Below are 16,515 nucleotides of genomic sequence, written 5' to 3'. Positions count from 1 at the left end.
TTCTTCAACGTTAGTGGAGCAGGGATGGACAACCTCAAAGAAACGCGCATCGACGGAGAACTGGTCTACGAAGGCCACTTCCTCAAGGTCCAGCGCGACATCATCGAACTCCCCGACGGCAAGCGCACCAAGCGCGAATACATCCTGCACCCAGGCGCCGTGGTGATCCTGCCGCTGCTGGACGACGGCACGGTGCTGATGGAGCGCCAATACCGCTATCCGCTGCACGACGTGTTCATCGAATTCCCGGCCGGGAAAATCGACAAGGGCGAAGATCCGCTGCTGGCCGCCCAGCGCGAGCTGGAAGAGGAAACCGGCTACACCGGCGGCGAGTGGCAGTTCGTCACCAAGATCCACAACGCCATCGCCTATTCGGACGAATACCTGGACCTGTACCTGGCGCGCGGCCTCAAGGCCGGCAAGGCCAGGCTGGATGAAGGCGAATTCCTCGAAACCTTCACCGCCACCATCGACGAACTGCTGCAGTGGGTCCGCGAAGGCAAGATCACCGACGTGAAAACCATCATCGGCGTGTTCTGGCTGGATAAACTGCGCGCGGGCGACTGGAAGCTATGAAACCGTGGATGGCGTTCGCGCTGCTGCTTGCCGCCAGCGGCGTGCAGGCGGCGCAGCGTACGCCATTCCAGATCCGCTGCGAAGACACGATCAGCAAGACGGTGTCGGTGCTGTCGTCGCAGCAGAACGGTTTCACGATCAATAACCAGCTGCCATACCGCGCGCTGACCGCGCGCACCGGCAGCATGGACAACCGCATGCAGACGCTGGGACTGACCGTCACCAAGGGCATCTACCGCGCCAACCTGGGCGGGCCGATTTTGCAGGACGCCGCCAGCGGCTACGAATGCATCGCGCCCAAGCTGGAGATCAAGCTGAATTACTCGCCGGTGCTGATCTACGTCGGCAACGAGTTCGTGCCGGGCAGTTGCGCCTACAAGGAAATCCTGGCGCACGAGCAGCGCCACCTGAAAGCCTATATGGACAACCTGGCGCGCGTGGAAAAGGTGGTGAAGGATGCGCTCAACAAACGCTTCGCCGGACAGCCGATGTACGCGCCGTCCGGCACCGCCTTGTCGGCACTGGAGCATGAAGTGAATGGCACCTGGTTCCCGTTCATCCAGGCGGAATTCGACAAGGGCAAGATAGAGCAGGCGAAGATCGATTCGCCGGAAGAATACGCGCGCCTGGGCAAGGCGTGCAATGGCGAGATCGCGGCGATCGTGAATCGCCGCCGTAAATGAAAAGACTTATGACAGCAACGAACCAACAAGCTCGCTACTTTGCGCTGCTGCCCGCCGCCGGCGTCGGCGCGCGCATGGCGGCGAATGGACCGAAACAATACCTGACCGTCGGCGGCAAGCCGATGCTGCGCCACGCGGTGGATGCCTTCCGCGCCAGCGCTCTGGTGGCGCACACCTATGTCGTCGTCAGTCCCGACGACGGCGTGATCGACTCGGTGCTGCCGCCGGAACTCGATGGCGTGACGGTGCTGCGGGTCGGCGGCGCCACGCGCATGGACTCGGTGCTGAACGGCCTGCGCGCGCTGGCCGGCCAGTTGGCCGAACACGATCTGGTGATGGTGCATGACGCCGCGCGTCCGGGCCTGACGCCGGCCCTGATCGCGAAGCTGATCGACGGTGTCGGCGACGATCCGGCCGGTGGCCTGCTGGCATTGCCGGTGGTGGACACCATGAAGCGCAGCGCGCCGGGCGCCGATGGCGTCAGCGTCAGCGCGGCGACGGTGCCGCGCAACGGCCTATGGTCGGCGCAGACGCCGCAGATGTTCAGTTACGCGTTGCTGCTGCACGCCCTGGGCAGTGCGCCGGACGCCAACGCCATCACCGACGACGCCAGCGCGGTCGAGATGCTCGGCCTGTCGCCGCGCCTGGTCGAAGGCCATCCAAGAAACTTGAAAGTAACGCTGCCAGCCGACATCCGCATCGCCGAAATGTACCTGGCCAACGAGGAAAAATGACATGACCAAACTCCCATTCCGCATTGGCCAGGGCTACGATTGCCACGCGCTGGTGGAAGGCCGCAAGCTGATCATCGGCGGCGTCGACATTCCGCACCACGTCGGCCTGCTGGGCCACTCGGACGCCGACGTGCTGCTGCACGCGATCACCGACTCCATCCTCGGCGCCGCCGCGCTGGGCGACATCGGCAAGCACTTCCCGGATACCGATCCTGAATTCAAGGGCGCCGATTCGCGCAAGCTGCTGAAGGAAGCGGCCAGGCGCGTGGTGGCTACTGGCTACAGCATCGGCAATATCGACTGCACCATCATTGCCCAGCGGCCGAAGATGGCGCCGCACATCCCGTCCATGCGCGCCAACATCGCGGAAGACCTGGGCGTGGACATCAGCCAGGTCAACGTCAAGGCCAAGACCAACGAGAAGCTGGGCTACCTTGGCCGCGAAGAGGGCATCGCCGCTGAATCCGTCGCGCTGCTGATCGCCTCCGGCAGCTGACCATGTTCAAATTAATCGAAGACCTGATGCGGCCTCCCGCCGGCATGGACTTCGATTTCAGCCAGCCGGCCGGCGAGGCTGCGCTGGCGCCGGCAGATGGTGTCTCGTGGCGCGTGTTCGCCAATCCGGTCACGTTGTTTATCGGCGGCGTGACGGCGGTGCTGCTGGAGCTGGCCGAACCCTCGGTGCGCACTGGCGTGTGGGATCACAGCAGCTTCCAGCGCGATCCGGCAACGCGCCTGCGCCGCACCGGCTTTGCCGCCATGATGACCGTCTACGGTCCGCGCTCGGCGGCGGAGCAGCTGATTGCGCGCGTGGTGAAGATGCATGGTCACGTGGAAGGCCTTACGCCCGGTGGCGTGGCTTACCAGGCCAACGATCCGCGTCTGCTCGACTGGGTGCATGCCACCGCCACGTTCGGTTTTGCCGAGGCTTATCACCGATACGCGCAACGTCTGTCAGGCACGGACAAGGATGCCGCCTTCGCTGAAGGCCAGGCGTCGTCAAAGCTGTACGGCGCCACCGGCGCGCCGCGTTCATGGGCAGAATGGGAAGCGCTGCTCACGCGCACTGCGCCGGCGCTGGAAGAATCGGACATCCTCTCTGATTTCATGCGCGTCATGGGCGCAGCGCCAATCCTGCCCGCACCGATGCGCTGGCTGCAACGCCTGCTGGTGCGCGCCGCCGTGCACATAACACCCGAACCAGTCCGCTCGCTACCGCAACTGCGCAGCCGTGGCCTGCGCGTCGGCGAAGCAGCGCTGGTACGCACGCTGGCGCGCCTCGCCGGACTACTGCCCCTCAACGATACGCCGCCCGCCCAAGCGGCGCGGCGCGTGGCCGCACCACCATCATCAAGCACGCAGTGAGTCCAGCGCCACGCTGATATCCTCGTAAAATACCGTCGCCTCGTTTTCCAACACCGCGTGGGCGCTGTCGCGTGATACGGCCGGAAACTCGCGAAGGAAGTCATCAAGGGAATTGCCGGCCAACAGGCAATCAAACATCCGCTTGATGGGCACGAGCGTGTTACGAAATACCGGCATGCCGCCCAGAATATCCGGTTCCATCTGCACTTGCGGCGTGAGCGACTTCATGAATGCCAGCAGTTCCGGATCAAGCGGATCCAGTGGCGATTCGCGTGGCGGAATAATGCGCCCGTTAAAACGGCGCACAGGGTTGGCGTAGACGCCCGATTCCAGCGGCGGACAATCCTCGTCGAACAGGATGTCGTCTTCTGGTATGGGCATTACATTCATCCATTCACTTGTTGGCCCTAAGTATGGCAAGTCGCTCTCGTCGACTGGCTTTTCTAAATGAGATGATTCGTGTTCCATTATTCCTCTCCGTGTAAATCACAGCAACTTCTTGACCAAGCGAAAATCCTAGCGTTAGAAAACGTCGTTCATCGTAGTGATAACGTTTGTCCTCCACGGTAACCGAATTGAAGTCTTCGATCACCGCAGCGGCGTCTGCGAAATCCAGGCCATGGTTGCGCAGGTTGCTTTTGCGCTTGGCCTCGTCCCATGTATAGATAGTCATTTCAGTGTAGTGGCTTAAAGATATCCTTCAAGCGGACTGAAAAGACAAAGGCTCAGGACATCATGGCGATATCCTGAGCTTGTTTTGTGGCGTGACTTTAAGCCACGTCAATAGTGCCTGCTGAGCTAGCGGGGCAGGGAGATGACCTCGCCGATGCCGGAGTGGTCGTGGTGGTCGCCGTAGACGCGTTCCAGTTCGACCTGCGCGAATTCGCCGGTGCAGTGGCCGGCCGCGACGCGGTCGATATGCCAGCGCGTCTTGAAGTTGTTGACCACTTCGCTGACCTGCTGGTCGCTCTTGTCGACCAGGTGCAGGCCTCCGACGATGGTGTAAAGCTGCTTGTCGTACTGCGACGCCGCCTCCAGAATCCGCTCGATGCCCGGATGTGAACACCCGACGATCACCGCCAGCCCTTGCGGCGTCCTGATCGCCAGCGACAGCTCGTTCAGTTCCAGCGTGCCTTTGCTATCCGAGACGGTCTTCACCAAAAACAGTCCCGGCGCGATTTCGACGGACTTGTCGATCAGCGTGAACTTCGTGCCCGGCCACGGCGAGTCGATGGTCAGGTTGGCCGGCGGCTGACCGTTGAAGTAGCGCAGGTCCGGCGTGATGCCGGCCGCATTGCGCAGCAGCGCCTTGGCCGCTGGCGGCGAGGGCGGCGTGCCGAACGAGCCGGTTTCCAGCGGCGCATAAATCTTCACATGAGGATTCTGTTCCAGCACATACGCCAGGCCGCCCGTGTGGTCGCCATGCCGGTGCGAGATGACGACAAAATCGAGCGTCTTCAGATCGATCTTCAACTTGCGCACATTGTCGGCAAACGCCTGATACTGGCCGCCGGTGTCAAACAGAATCCGCTTGCCGCCGTATTCCACCAGCGCCGAATAACCCCATCCGCGCGCCAGGTCGGACGGCTTGCCGAAGGCATCAAAGATCACCGTGACGCGCGCAGGAGGCTCCTCGGCCTGGGCGCGGAAAAGGCAGGAAAGGCCTGCCAGCAAAATCATCAAGCGCAGCAACTTCATATTGATCCTTTCATCGATCAAACGATTGTCACGCGCTGAAAATATTTATGCCAAGTCTATTTACGCATATCCTTATCGGTTTTCCATAGGCCGCGTATTCACTTACGCGCCGCCAAATCAACCTGCGATTCCTTGCCAGCGTTGACCCCGACCTCACGCGGCGCATGGTGCGGACCGGTTTCGACGATACGATCACGGCCAGGTTTCAAGCCTTCCGCTCGATAGGTGCCATCATCTCTGACCATGATGCCGATAATCTCGCCGCTGCCGATATTGGTGACGACGATTTGTGCGCCCGCATCGGCGGCGCCGGCAATGCTGCCGGTGGCCTCGGCAGCCATCAAGGGAGTGGTCAGTGCCAGCAGCGCGGCAGTAAGTAGTTTTCGCATGGTTTAAAGAGCTGGAGTTAAAAGACGTTGCAGGCGATCCGGCGTGCCGGGAATCCGTTCCAGGCGCGGATAGCGCAGCGAATCAAAATAGGCGATGCTGACTGTGTGGGCGCCGCCATCGGCGTCGAACGTCAGCGCGATCGGCTGCTTGCTGGCTGCCGCATCGCGGATGGCCTGCTTGAGCAGCTCGTCCGTGTACGGCTTGCCGCCGACAGCGGTCAGGCGTGCGCCAAGGCTGATGCCGGCCTTGAACGCCGGGCCTTCCCACGCCACGCTTTTCACCGCGCCTTTTTTGCCGATGACCAGCCCGAGCGAAGTGGAAAGATCGATACCGCCCAGGTCCGCCTCGTGCAGCACGAAGTACTCGGTCGGCTGATCGGTATAAACCAGTTGATAGCCGCCGCGTTTCAGGCCATCCAGCAGATGCGTGTCGTCATGCGCGTTCAGGCGCGTGGTGAAGTAGCCTGACCAATCGTAGGGTGCGATCTTGTTCAAGGCCTTGCACACGTCGTCGAAAGTGTAGGTCGAGATGGTGCGCGAGTCCTGGCCCGCACCGAAGAAGGTGGCGGCGAAATCGGACATGCTTTTCCGGTCGCTGGTCAGTTCGCGCAGCAGCATGTCCACGTCCAGCCACAGCATCACGCCTTCCGGATAATAGTCCTCGCGCCGCTGCCAGTCGCGCCAGTTGACCGGCTTGGCCGGCATGTAGAGCGCATCGATGGTGCTGTCCTGCAGCGACTTCCATGCGCGTCCCGGACGATTGGTCATCAGCGCAGCATCGACCGCCAGCGCGTCCAGGCTTTGCGCCATGCTGCGCAGGCCGAGCTGGCGCGACATCACGTGCGCCCAGAATTCGGTCTGTCCTTCGTACACCCACAGCAGGCTGCCACGCATCGGCAGGTTCAGGTTGGGCGTCCACAAATCGGCCGGCTGCCGTGTGCGACCGTTCCACGAATGGATGAATTCATGCGCGACCAGATTCGCCATCAACACCTGTTCGCCCGCGTCGCGTGCATAGTTGGCGGAGACATTGATTTCGGTCGATTCCTGGTGCTCCACGCCGCCGCCGGACAGCATCACGTCGGACAGGGACATCAGCAAATCGAAGTGCCGGTAGTGCTGCGAACGGAATAGCTGCGGCACGGCCTTTGCCATCGCGCGGAATTTCTCCACCAGTGCTGGCGGCAGGTCCAGCGCGGCCTCATTGTCGCCGAACATATTCAGGCGCACCGGAATGGCCGGCACCGAGGTCAGTTCCACGCGCCTGGCGTAGCGGCCCGCGTAGACCGGCGCATCGGCCAGGTCTTCGAAGCTGGTCGCCTTGAACTGTACGTGACCGGCGTCTGCGGCCGCCGTTTCCAGCGAGGTGGCAAACTGGAAGCCTTCGGGCATCGTCAATTCCGCCTGCACGCCGATATTGCGGATGAACCAGCCGGCAGGGTAGAGCGCCACCTTGGACCACGGCAGCATCAGCATGTCGCGCGAGATCAGCTTGGGGCCGTTCGCGGCGGGCAGGTACTGGAACTCCAGTTCCAGTTGAGGCACGCCAGCTGGCACGTCGATGTGGAACGCAAACGGGTTGACAGCATCGCGCCGCCATTCGAGCCGGCGCGCGCCGGCCTTGATGACCAGGCCCGCCAGTGGCGCCGCTTCCTGTGTGGCCGAATGGCTGCCGGTTTCCCACTGCGGGTACAGCAGCACCATGGCGCCGGCCTTCTGGACCGGAATGGTCTCGCGCACGCGGAAGATTTTATGCACGCTGTCGGAAGCATCGACCTTGAGCGTGATCCGGCCTTTGAATGGAACGTCGCGCGGCGCGGCAATGGCGGGAGCGGCGGGTGCCGGCTGCGGGCCGACGCTGGCCTGCGATGGTGCGACGCAGGCCAGGACGAGAAGAGGGGCAAGTAGCTTTTTCATACCATATACCTTGCAATATGCATGCCAAATGAAATCCACAGGATGGCAAGGGTATATGGCTGTCCGCGCGGTGTAAAGTTGTCCGCGCGGACGTCCGTTCACGCCAGCAGCGCGCCGCCGTCGACGGTGTGAACCTGGCCGGTGGCGAAGCCGCTGGTCATCAGGAACAGATAGGCGGCAGCGATGTCTTCCGCCGAGCCGACGCGGCCCACCGGCAGCGCATCGGCGGCGTCGGCGTACATGCGCTGGCACGCTTCTTCCGTCATGCCGGCCCACAGATTGGTCGCCACCAGGCCCGGTGACACGGCGTTGACCCGCAACGGCGCCAGTTCCATCGCCAGCGCGCGGGTCAGCGCCTCGACCGCGCCGCACACGCTGGCGGCCAGCGTCCAGCCGGCGCGCGGCCGTTGCGCGGCTATGCCGGTGGTGAAGGTGAGCGAGCCGCCAGGCCGCAGGCAGCGCGCGCCATACTTCGCCGCCGTCAGCGCGCCCCAGTAGCGCAGGTCGAAGGCGGAGCGTGCGGCCGGCAGGCTGGCGTCGGCCAGTGGCGCCAGCTGCAAGGTGTCGCCGGCCGTGTACACCAGGTGATCGAACGCGCCGCAGGTATTGAAGAAACGTTCAACCGCCCGCTCGTCGCGCAGGTCCAGTGCGCAGCCCTGCGCCTTGGGACCAAGCACCGCCAGCGCTTTTTCGATGCGCGCCATCTGGCTGGAGACGATCATGACTTCCGCCTCCTCGCGCAAGGCCTCGCGCGCGACGGCAAGGCCGATGCCGGACGACGCGCCCAGCACGATCACGCGCTGGCCGGGCAGGCGGCCGCTCATCCCGGTACCCGCGCCAGCAGCCCGGCGATGGCCTGGTCCAGCGTGACGGAGCCTTTGCGCGAACCGCTTGCGCCGTTCTCGAACTCGATCCAGCCCTGGTTGAAGCCATCCAGCATCTGCATGCGCGGCGTCGGATTGCTCATGCCCTGGGCTGCAAACAGCGCGGCCCAGGTATCGCGCGGCACGGCGCGCGCGGCGACATCGCGGCCCAGCAGGCGGCTGAAGCTGGCCGCGATGTCGGCGGGGCTGATGCGTTGCGGACCTTCCAGTTCGACGATGCGCGTGCCTTGCCAGGTTTGCTGCAGCAGTTCCGCCGCCACGGTGGAAATATCGGCGCAGGCCACCATCGGCACTGGACGGTCCAGCGGCTGCAGGAAGCTGGCGGTGCTGCCGGCGCGCGCCGACGCCACGTCCCACAGGCTGTTCTCGATGAACCATGCGGCGCGCAGGAAGGCCACCGGCAGGTCCAGCGCGCCCAGTTCGCGTTCCATGATGCCCAGCTGATTCAGCAGGTTGGGTTGCTTGGCCTGCGCGCCGATGGTCGACAGCACGACCACGCGTGACGGACGCGCCGCCGCCAGCGCTTCGCGCAATGCGGCGATGGTGCGGCGCGCTTCCGGGAAGCCTTCGGTCGGATCGAAGGTTGGCGGCAGCAGCACGAAAACCGCCTCGGCGCCGGCAAAGGCGGCGGCCAGCGCATCGGCGTCGGTCACATCCGCCAGCGCGACGTCGGCGCCGCGCGCGGCCCAGGCTTGGCCCTTGGCCGCGTCGCGCACCACGGCGCGCACGGGCAGGCCAGCCGCCAATAACTGATTGCCCAGCGTCGTGCCGACTTGTCCCGTAATACCGGTAATTGCATACATCGTGTTCTCCTTGGTTGAGTTGATGGGAGAATTTTGATGCAAAACGGCTGATACTCCGATAGCATGGGACTCATATCATTCATGACTATTTGGCATATATGGCATTCGACGAAAGAACCGTGAACGGCATGCGCGTGCTGGCCGCCATCGTGGACAGCGGCAGTTTCGTGCGCGCTGGCGAGGCGCTGGAGATGTCGCAGTCAGGCGTCAGCCGCGCCATCGGCCGGCTGGAAGCGCGGCTCAACATCCGGCTGTTCGACCGCACCACGCGCAAGGTCTCGCTGACCGACGAAGGCCGCCGCTTCTATGCGCAGATCCATCCGTTGCTGGCGGGACTGGAAGACGCCGTGGCTTCGGCGGGCGAGGGGGCGGTGGCTGTGCGCGGCAAGCTGCGCGTAAATATCGATCCGCTGCTGGCAAGGCTGCTGCTCGGCCCCAGGCTGGGCGCCTTCCTCAAGCAGCATCCGGAACTGGAGCTGGACCTGTTCGCGCGCGACCACCTCGGCGACATGGTGGGCGACGGCATCGACCTGGCAATCCGCCTCGGCCAGCCGCAAAATTCCTCGCTGATCGCCCGCAAGCTGCTGGACACGCGCGTGCTGACCGTCGCCACGCCAGCCTACCTGCGCAAGCACGGCACACCGAAGAAACCGATCGACCTGGAAAGCGCGGAACACACCTGCATCCACTTCCGCAATCCGGCAACGGGGCGGCCATTCGACTGGGAGTTCCATCGCGGCGGCAAGGTCACCATGGTGCAGCCGCGCAGCCAGATCACGCTGAACGACGCCGGCGCCATGGAGAGCGTGCTGTTGTCCGGCTACGGACTGGCGCAGGTGATCGACATCGCGGTCGAACCGCTGCTGCGTTCCGGCGCGCTGCTGCCGGTGCTCGGCGCCTGGCCGGACGAACGCTTCCCCTTGTATGCGCTGTACCCGTCGCGCCAGCACCCGCCGGCGAAGACGCGGGCCTTCCTGGAGTTCTTCCAGTCTCTGCTACCATGACGCCTTTTGGGGAATGACAATGGCGCGTGACACCTACGCATACCGGCAGATGGTCGTCGAGTCGGTGGACTGGAACGGCAGGGTGGAGATCCATCCCGCGTCCGGCCAGGCCTATGCGACCGACCTGCCGGTGCAATGCTCGCGCCGCCTGAGCGACACCAGCGTCTACCCGCTCGGCACCTGCTTCCTGGTGAACGCCAAGCTGACCGACCGCGATGGCGTGCAGTACCTGTACGTCTGGCACGGCGACGAGGTCAAGGTGATGTCGGACGCCGAGGCCGACGTCTTCCTCGGCGCCTATCGCCGCGTCAGGCTCTGATCAGTCCAGATAAGCCGGCAGCTTGGGCAGCTTGGCGTTGTCGGCCGGTTCATGCTGGATGATCAGGCGTGCGCCGGTGGTGCGCAGTATCTCTTCCAGCCGTGCCGATGATTTCAGCGTGGTGTCGTGATCGAAGTTAAAGGTCGGCACCTGGTTGCGGGCGCGGTTCTCGGTAAAGTGCCACTGGTCGCCGGACAGGATCACCGGACCGGTGTGCGGCAGCGTCAATTGCAGCGCCATATGGCCCGGCGTGTGGCCTGGCAGCAGGATCGCCTTCACCGTGCCGTCGCCGAAGAAGTCGTAGTCGCCGTCGACCAGCTTCAGGTGGCCGGGCTGGATGGCGAGCAGTTCGGGATCGATGAAGTGGGCTTCCGCCGCCTTCTTATCCGACAGGACCGCGTACTCGCGCTGCTGCATGATCAGCGTGGCATGCGGGAAGTCCCTGGTCTGGCCGGTATGGTCGAAGTGCGAATGCGAGATGGCGACATAGCGGATGTCGTCGCTGGTGAGGCCGATGCTGCGCAGCTGGTCGACAATGGTGGTGGACAGCTTCATGTCCAGCGTGCCGTTCTTGACGCCTTGCTGGAAGTTCTTGGCGAAGCCGGTGTCCCACAGCATCCAGTCGTCGCCGTGCCTGATCAGGTAGCAGGAGATGACGATATCGTAGGTCTGGCCCTTGTATTCGCCGCTGTCGGACATCATCGACAGGTCGCCGAAATGCATGGTGCCGCAGTCGAGCCGGTACAGGCGTACATCGGCCGGGGCAGGCGCGGCTGGTGCGGCGCCGGACAGGGCCAGCATGCCGGCGATAATCAGGGCGTAGAGCGTTTTCATGTGTATTCCTTCAAGAAAGTAATGAAGCCAGTCTAGAAGAACGGGCGCGCCAGATAAATGCAGCGGCGGCCACATGATAATTTGGAATTTCTAAACAATCGACTTGGGTATAATCGAAAGTGCCAGAATAATCCGGAAAGCCGAAATGGACCGCCTGCAAGCCATGAAAGTCTTCACCCGCGTTGCCGAGAGCGGCAGCTTCTCGCGCGCGGCCGATAGCCTGGCGATGCCGCGTGCCTCGGCCACCATCATCATCCAGCAGCTGGAGGCCTACCTGAAGGTGCGGCTGCTGCACCGGACCACCCGGCGCCTGAGCCTGACGCCGGACGGCGCCGCCTACTACGAGCGCTGCGCGCGCATCCTGGCCGAGATCGAGGAAGCGGAAGGGGCGTTTGTGGTCGGCGACCAGGGGCCGCGCGGCAGGTTGCGGATCGATATGCCGCTGGCGCTGGGGCGCAGCGTGGTGATGCCGGCCCTGTATGACTTCCATGCGCGCTATCCGGACATCGACCTGATGGTCGGCATGGGCGACCGGCCGGTCGACCTGATCCAGGACAGCGTCGATGTGGTGATCCGCATCGGCGCACTGGCCGATTCAACGCTGGTGGCGCGCCGGCTGGGCGACCACCACACGGCAACCGTCGCCAGCCCGGACTACCTGGCGCGCCACGGCACGCCGCATACGCTGGCCGATCTGGACCAGCATGTCACCATCCATTATTTCTGGCGCACCGGACGGCCGATGGACTACACCTTCGTGGTGGACGGACAGATGGTGCCGGTCAAGATGCGCGGCCGCTTTGCCGTCAATGATGTCGAAACCTTTGTCGACGGCGCGCTGCGCGGCCTGGGCATCGTGCAGGCGCCGCTGTTCCTGGCGCGGCCGCACCTGGCGTCGGGCGCGCTGGTTGAAGTGCTGCCGCAGTGGAAACCGGCGCTGAGTCCGATTTCCGTGCTGTATCCGCCCAACCGGCATCTGTCGCCGGCGGTGCGGACCTTCGTCGACTGGATCGCCGCGCTGTTCGAGAACTCGGCGCTGATGCGCTAGCCGCTTTTAATGCACCGCGTGCAGCCTGGCGGCCGGCTGCTCGCCGTCGCGGGCCCAGCGCAGCGTGACCGCCGCCATGGCCAGCGCCAGCACGCCGCCGACCACCATGGCGCTCGACACGCCCATATGATCGACCGCCAGGCCGCCGACCAGCGCGCCGCTGGCCAGCGCCACCTGCGCGGTGGCGACGAATACCGCGCCGCCGCTTTCCATCGCATGCGGCGCCGCCTGGAAGATCCAGGTCTGCACCGACATCGGCATCATGCCGAAGGCAATGCCCCACACCACGACCAGCAGCGCCGCGCCGATCAGGCCATGGCCCAGCAGCGGCAGCGCCAGCGTCGACAGGCCCAGCACCACGCCGGTGGTGACCAGGCCGGCACGCACGCTGCGCGCCAGGATTTTGCCGCCGATGACATTGCCCGCCAGGCCGGCCGCGCCATACACCAGCAGCAGGGTGCTGATGGTCTTGGCGTCCAGCTGCGTCACCTGGGCCAGGAACGGCGTGATATAGGTGTAGGCCGCGAACTGGGCGATGAAGATCAGCAGCGTGATGAAGATGCCCAGCCGCGCCTTCGGCACGCGCAGCAGTTCCGGCAGGTGGCTGAAGGTGATGCTCTGCCTGGCCGGCAGCGATGGCAGCAGGCGCATCTGCGTCAGCAGCACCAGCACGGCGACCGCGCTGCCGGCGTGGAAGGCGGTGCGCCAGCCATACAGGTCGCCGATCAGCGCGCCGGCCGGCACGCCGGCCACGGTGCCGATCGAGACGCCGGCGAAAATCATCGACAGCGCGCGCGCTTCCGAGCCCGGCGCCAGACGCGTGCTCAGTGCCGGGCCCAGCGCCCAGAAGCCGCCGACGCCCACGCCCAGCAGCGCGCGGCCGGCCAGCACCAGCGGGAAGGAATGCGAGAAGGCGACGATCAGGTTGGACAGCAGCAGGGTGGCGGTCAGGCCCCAGATGACGTAGCGGCGGTCGGTCTTGCCGATGCCGATGGTGACCAGCACGGCGGCAAACGCCGCCACAATGCCCGGCACGGTGACCATCATGCCGGCCACGCCTTCGGTCACGTGCAGCTCGGCGGCAATCGCCGGCAGCAGGCCGACCGGCAGGAATTCGGTGGTCACCAGCGCAAATGCGCCGATGGCGATCGACAGCACGCCCGGCCACGGCGAGTGGTGGGGAGCGGCGGGCTGCGCCTCGTCGACGGCGGCCTGGGTATTGGTTTGCTTGTTCATAAAAGTCCTGAAAGTGCTTGAGTTTTTTACTGGTCGGTTCATAATGTGCGCAGCAAAGCACTTTGTCAATGAATTTTTAATCGATCGGTATGAAACAACCTGCACGCAAGACGGGCCGGCCGCGCACTTTTGATGCAGACACGGCCCTGGACAAGGCCATGAAGGTGTTCTGGGAGAAGGGCTACGAAGGCAGCTCGCTGCCGGAGCTGACCGAGGCCATGGGCATGAACCGTCCCAGTCTGTACGCGGTTTTCGGCAACAAGGAAAACCTGTTCAAGCTGGCGCTGGAACGCTACGGCGCCACCCACGATCCGCTGTTCGACGCGGCGCTGGAAGAACCGACCGCGCGCGGCGTGGTGGAACATTTCTTACGCGGTAACGCCGACGCCCAGACGGAGGAAGAGAATCCGCACGGCTGCCTGGTCATCAACGGCGCGCTGGCGTGCAGCGATGATGCGCTGCCGATCCGCAATTCGCTGATCGAGCGCCGGGCGGCGTCCGAGGCGCGCCTGCGCGACCGCTTCCTGCGCGCCAAGGACGAGGGTGACCTGCCGGCGACGTTCTGCGCCAGCCAGATGGCGCGCTATGTGATGACCATGTCGAACGGCATGGCGGTGCAGGCCGCCGCCGGCGCCACCCGCCAGCAGTTGCAGGAGGTGGTGGACCAGGTGCTGCGCGGCTGGCCGGCCGCGTAGCGTCCGCTTTAGTCGGCGCTGCCGGCGTCGTCTTCCTCGCCGTCGTCGCCATCGGCGCCGTCCTTGACGGCATGCGCGCGGGCGGCGTCGGCGCCGGCTTTCAGCTTGGCGGCGTTGGCCATGAACTGGTCGACGCTGCGGTTGTCGCTGTAACGCACGTCCGGCGGCAGCAGCACCGACATGTACAGCTCATCGGCCGCGCGGCCCGTGCCTTGCAGGTTGCTCAACACCACCAGGCCGGAACCGGCCAGCAGCAGCACCGTCGCGGCGATCAGGAAGCGGCGCGGGTGGTGCGGCTTGATGGTGATCAGGTGGAAGAAAATCATCGCGCAGGCGATACCCAGTGTCACCAGGTTGCCGTAGCGCGTCAGCGATTCGGCCGACCAGGCATAGGCCAGCACCGCGCTGCCGGCGCGCCACACGCCCACCACCGCCAGCGCGCCGCCGAGAATGAACAGGTGGCGTCCCATGCGCGCATGGCTGCCGAACAGGCGGTTGGCCAGGGCCCACACGCCGGCCCACAGCAGGCCGGCAGCCAGGCTGGACGCCAGCACCAGCAGGTAGCGGATCAGCGCGAACGGCTCGACGTCGGACAGCCAGGTTTCCAGCAGACTGAAGACCGCGATCAGCACCAGGCCGATGGTGGCCGGCGTCGCGCCTTCCCAGCTGTGCATGGTGGTGTCGGCGATTTCCGGCGCCACCGGGAAATCGGACGGCCGCACCCGCAGCCGTGTATGGCCAAGGCGCACGATGGTGTTGCCGTCGAGCGTGATGCTGCTCTGGCGCCGGCCCTTGAACACGGTGCCGTTCTTGCTGCCAAGGTCGCGCAGCACGACCTGGTTGTGCTGGTCGGTTTCGACGATGGCGTGGCTGGCGGCGCTGTGGGCGTCGTCCAGGATGATGTCGTTGTCGTAGCTGCGGCCGATGCGGATCGGCAGCTCGCTTACCTTGTGCCGGTGCAGCACATCGCCATTGCGGGCGAGGATTTCAACGAAGTAGGGCGCCTTCATTTGGCACCGCCTTTCTTCGCCGCAGCCGCGGCGGGGGCGGCGGCAGGCGCCGGCGCGTGCGACAGCGAATCGAGGAACACGCGCGCCAGGCGCAGGCCGTTTTCATACGACACGCCGCGCGCGTCGATGCGGCTTTGCAGGCTCATCAAGCCCTGGTCGGTGCTGGCGGTCAGCAGCGCGAAATCGTACAGGCCGGCGAACTTGCGGTAGGCGCGCACGCACAGCACGGCGCGCAGCGGCAGGTCCTTGTTCTTGACGAAGTCTTCGGTGCAATTGGGGCCGGTCAGGCGCGCGTCCTTGTTGCTGCCGAAGTGCTCGTTCTTGAACGAGGCGCTGGCCAGCTGGGCGAAGCGCAGCTTGTCGAGGCCGGCGCTGCGCAGGAACTGGTGGCGGATCGCGATCTGCCCCGTCTGCAGCGAGCCGCTGACGAAGATCGCCGATTCCATTGCGCAGCTGGCGTCGTCCACCGTGAACGGCTTGTCGGCCTTGACGTTGGAACGGCCCCAGCAGCGCATCTGTTCGGATTCGCGCACCGGCACCTGGTAGGGGCCCATCGGCTTCAGGCTCAGCGGGCTGGACAGCAACTGGTTGACCATCGCGGTCTGGTGCGCCAGCAGCTGGCCGGCCACCACGGCGGTGAAGTCGGTCGGTGCCTTGGCCTGCGCTTCGACCTTCTTCAGCAAGTCCTGGGCGTAGCGCGCCGGCACCAGGAAGCTGACCAGTTCGCCGTCAAGGCGCTTGGAGACGTTGACGCCGGCCACCGAGCCGTCGCCCGTCACGCTGGGGCCGCCGCTCATGCCGGAGTTGATCGGGCCGGTGAACATCAGCTGGTCGTAGAAGCTGCGCGTGATGACGCCGTTGTAGGCGCCTTCGGAAATCGCAAAGCCGAGGTCGAGCGGATTGCCCATCGAGTACAGGTACTGGCCCTGGGTCAGGCGCGCCAGCTGGTCCGGCATCTTGAAGAAGCCGGTGCCGTTGCGGCTGACGCGCAGCACCGCGAGGTCGTGCAGCACGTCGACCGCCAGCAGTTCCACGTTGCCGCGCTGGCCGCCGGTGTCGACCCATTCGCCGACGTAGGTGTCGGGATCGAGCGCGAACTGCGACACCACGTGGTAGTTGGTCACCACCAGGTTGCTGGTGCCGATCAGAAAGCCGGAGCCGACCGAGGATTGCGTGCGGCCGCTTTTCAGCAGCGAACGCACTTGCAGGATGTCGTTCTTGGCGGCGGCGTACAGGTGTTGGGCGGCGCTGGAGGGCGGCGGCAGCGGGGCGGCGTCGGCGTTGGCCGCGTCCGGCGCGGCAGCGGCCAACGCCGACGCC

At 64.9% G+C, this 16,515-nt stretch carries 20 protein-coding genes; 9 read left to right on the top strand and 11 right to left on the bottom strand.

Annotated elements, in window-relative coordinates; all coding sequences use genetic code 11:
* Positions 1-24 precede the first annotated feature (24 nt).
* Genes GJ698_RS23880 through GJ698_RS23860 form a run of 5 tightly spaced genes read left to right on the top strand, consistent with a single transcriptional unit; the run spans position 25 to position 3,358 of the window.
* The gene (locus GJ698_RS23880; RefSeq protein WP_154360372.1) at positions 25-576 is read left to right on the top strand and encodes an NUDIX domain-containing protein; all 552 of its coding nucleotides are present in this window, start codon (positions 25-27) and stop codon (positions 574-576) included.
* Positions 573-1,259 (top strand): hypothetical protein, encoded by a 687-nt coding sequence (locus tag GJ698_RS23875; RefSeq protein ID WP_154360371.1) that lies wholly within the window; start codon positions 573-575, stop codon positions 1,257-1,259. The genes GJ698_RS23880 and GJ698_RS23875 overlap by 4 nt, the downstream gene beginning before the upstream one ends.
* Before the next feature lie 8 nt (positions 1,260-1,267).
* Positions 1,268-1,993, top strand: a complete 726-nt coding sequence (gene ispD / locus GJ698_RS23870; protein ID WP_154360370.1) for a 2-C-methyl-D-erythritol 4-phosphate cytidylyltransferase — start codon at positions 1,268-1,270, stop codon at positions 1,991-1,993.
* Between the two features lies 1 nt (position 1,994).
* On the top strand, positions 1,995-2,489 hold the full coding sequence (ispF, locus tag GJ698_RS23865) for a 2-C-methyl-D-erythritol 2,4-cyclodiphosphate synthase (protein WP_154360369.1): 495 nt from the start codon (positions 1,995-1,997) through the stop codon (positions 2,487-2,489).
* Between the two features lie 2 nt (positions 2,490-2,491).
* Complete coding sequence (locus GJ698_RS23860; protein ID WP_154360368.1) at positions 2,492-3,358, top strand: oxygenase MpaB family protein; 867 nt, start codon at positions 2,492-2,494, stop codon at positions 3,356-3,358.
* On the opposite strand, the gene GJ698_RS30690 is transcribed toward GJ698_RS23860, so the two are convergent.
* The 7 genes from GJ698_RS30690 to GJ698_RS23825 form a co-directional block, all read right to left on the bottom strand.
* Positions 3,344-3,826 (bottom strand): DUF433 domain-containing protein, encoded by a 483-nt coding sequence (locus GJ698_RS30690; RefSeq protein WP_229260144.1) that lies wholly within the window; start codon positions 3,824-3,826, stop codon positions 3,344-3,346. The genes GJ698_RS23860 and GJ698_RS30690 overlap by 15 nt on opposite strands.
* Positions 3,753-4,031, bottom strand: coding sequence for a BrnT family toxin (locus GJ698_RS23850; RefSeq protein ID WP_154360367.1), 279 nt, complete (start codon positions 4,029-4,031; stop codon positions 3,753-3,755). The genes GJ698_RS30690 and GJ698_RS23850 overlap by 74 nt, the downstream gene beginning before the upstream one ends.
* Positions 4,032-4,156: 125 nt before the next feature.
* Positions 4,157-5,056 (bottom strand): MBL fold metallo-hydrolase, encoded by a 900-nt coding sequence (locus GJ698_RS23845; protein WP_154360366.1) that lies wholly within the window; start codon positions 5,054-5,056, stop codon positions 4,157-4,159.
* Between the two features lie 98 nt (positions 5,057-5,154).
* Positions 5,155-5,445: a carboxypeptidase-like regulatory domain-containing protein gene (locus GJ698_RS23840; protein WP_154360365.1), complete on the bottom strand. Its 291-nt coding sequence runs from the start codon at positions 5,443-5,445 to the stop codon at positions 5,155-5,157.
* A gap of 3 nt (positions 5,446-5,448) precedes the next feature.
* The gene (locus tag GJ698_RS23835; protein WP_154360364.1) at positions 5,449-7,362 is read right to left on the bottom strand and encodes a M61 family metallopeptidase; all 1,914 of its coding nucleotides are present in this window, start codon (positions 7,360-7,362) and stop codon (positions 5,449-5,451) included.
* 98 nt (positions 7,363-7,460) lie between these two features.
* The gene (locus tag GJ698_RS23830) at positions 7,461-8,186 is read right to left on the bottom strand and encodes an SDR family oxidoreductase (RefSeq protein WP_154360363.1); all 726 of its coding nucleotides are present in this window, start codon (positions 8,184-8,186) and stop codon (positions 7,461-7,463) included.
* Positions 8,183-9,049 carry an NAD(P)H-binding protein gene (locus tag GJ698_RS23825; protein ID WP_154360362.1) on the bottom strand — a complete coding sequence of 289 codons (867 nt, stop codon included), beginning with the start codon at positions 9,047-9,049 and terminating at the stop codon, positions 8,183-8,185. Before GJ698_RS23825 ends, GJ698_RS23830 begins: the two co-directional genes overlap by 4 nt.
* A 98-nt stretch (positions 9,050-9,147) precedes the next feature.
* Between GJ698_RS23825 and GJ698_RS23820 the strand changes: the two genes are divergently transcribed.
* A complete protein-coding gene (locus GJ698_RS23820; RefSeq protein ID WP_154360361.1) occupies positions 9,148-10,053 on the top strand; it encodes a LysR family transcriptional regulator in 906 nt (301 codons plus the stop codon).
* A gap of 19 nt (positions 10,054-10,072) precedes the next feature.
* Positions 10,073-10,372 carry a hypothetical protein gene (locus GJ698_RS23815; protein WP_154360360.1) on the top strand — a complete coding sequence of 100 codons (300 nt, stop codon included), beginning with the start codon at positions 10,073-10,075 and terminating at the stop codon, positions 10,370-10,372.
* Here the strand turns inward: GJ698_RS23815 and GJ698_RS23810 are convergent, their stop codons facing one another.
* Positions 10,373-11,206: an N-acyl homoserine lactonase family protein gene (locus tag GJ698_RS23810; RefSeq protein ID WP_154360359.1), complete on the bottom strand. Its 834-nt coding sequence runs from the start codon at positions 11,204-11,206 to the stop codon at positions 10,373-10,375.
* Between the two features lie 145 nt (positions 11,207-11,351).
* Here GJ698_RS23810 and GJ698_RS23805 point away from each other — a divergent pair, with 145 nt between their 5' ends.
* Positions 11,352-12,254, top strand: coding sequence for a LysR family transcriptional regulator (locus GJ698_RS23805; protein WP_154360358.1), 903 nt, complete (start codon positions 11,352-11,354; stop codon positions 12,252-12,254).
* Between the two features lie 6 nt (positions 12,255-12,260).
* Here GJ698_RS23805 and GJ698_RS23800 read toward each other — a convergent pair whose 3' ends face one another.
* Complete coding sequence (locus GJ698_RS23800) at positions 12,261-13,490, bottom strand: MFS transporter (protein ID WP_154360357.1); 1,230 nt, start codon at positions 13,488-13,490, stop codon at positions 12,261-12,263.
* 89 nt (positions 13,491-13,579) lie between these two features.
* Between GJ698_RS23800 and GJ698_RS23795 the strand changes: the two genes are divergently transcribed.
* Positions 13,580-14,185 carry a TetR/AcrR family transcriptional regulator gene (locus GJ698_RS23795; RefSeq protein ID WP_154360356.1) on the top strand — a complete coding sequence of 202 codons (606 nt, stop codon included), beginning with the start codon at positions 13,580-13,582 and terminating at the stop codon, positions 14,183-14,185.
* An 8-nt stretch (positions 14,186-14,193) separates the two neighbouring features.
* Here GJ698_RS23795 and GJ698_RS23790 read toward each other — a convergent pair whose 3' ends face one another.
* Together GJ698_RS23790 and GJ698_RS23785 are read right to left on the bottom strand one after the other, a co-directional pair.
* Entirely contained in the window at positions 14,194-15,195 is a 1,002-nt protein-coding gene (locus GJ698_RS23790) for an FHA domain-containing protein (protein WP_154360355.1), read from the bottom strand.
* Positions 15,192-16,505, bottom strand: coding sequence for a S1 family peptidase (locus GJ698_RS23785; RefSeq protein ID WP_229260150.1), 1,314 nt, complete (start codon positions 16,503-16,505; stop codon positions 15,192-15,194). Before GJ698_RS23785 ends, GJ698_RS23790 begins: the two co-directional genes overlap by 4 nt.
* Between the last annotated feature and the right edge of the window lie 10 nt (positions 16,506-16,515).

Source organism: Duganella aquatilis (genome assembly GCF_009674565.1).
In the GTDB taxonomy this organism is placed as follows: Bacteria; Pseudomonadota; Gammaproteobacteria; order Burkholderiales; family Burkholderiaceae_D; genus Rugamonas; species Rugamonas aquatilis.
Note: the sequence above shows the minus strand (reverse complement) of the source record. Positions and strands in the feature narration are given on the sequence as shown.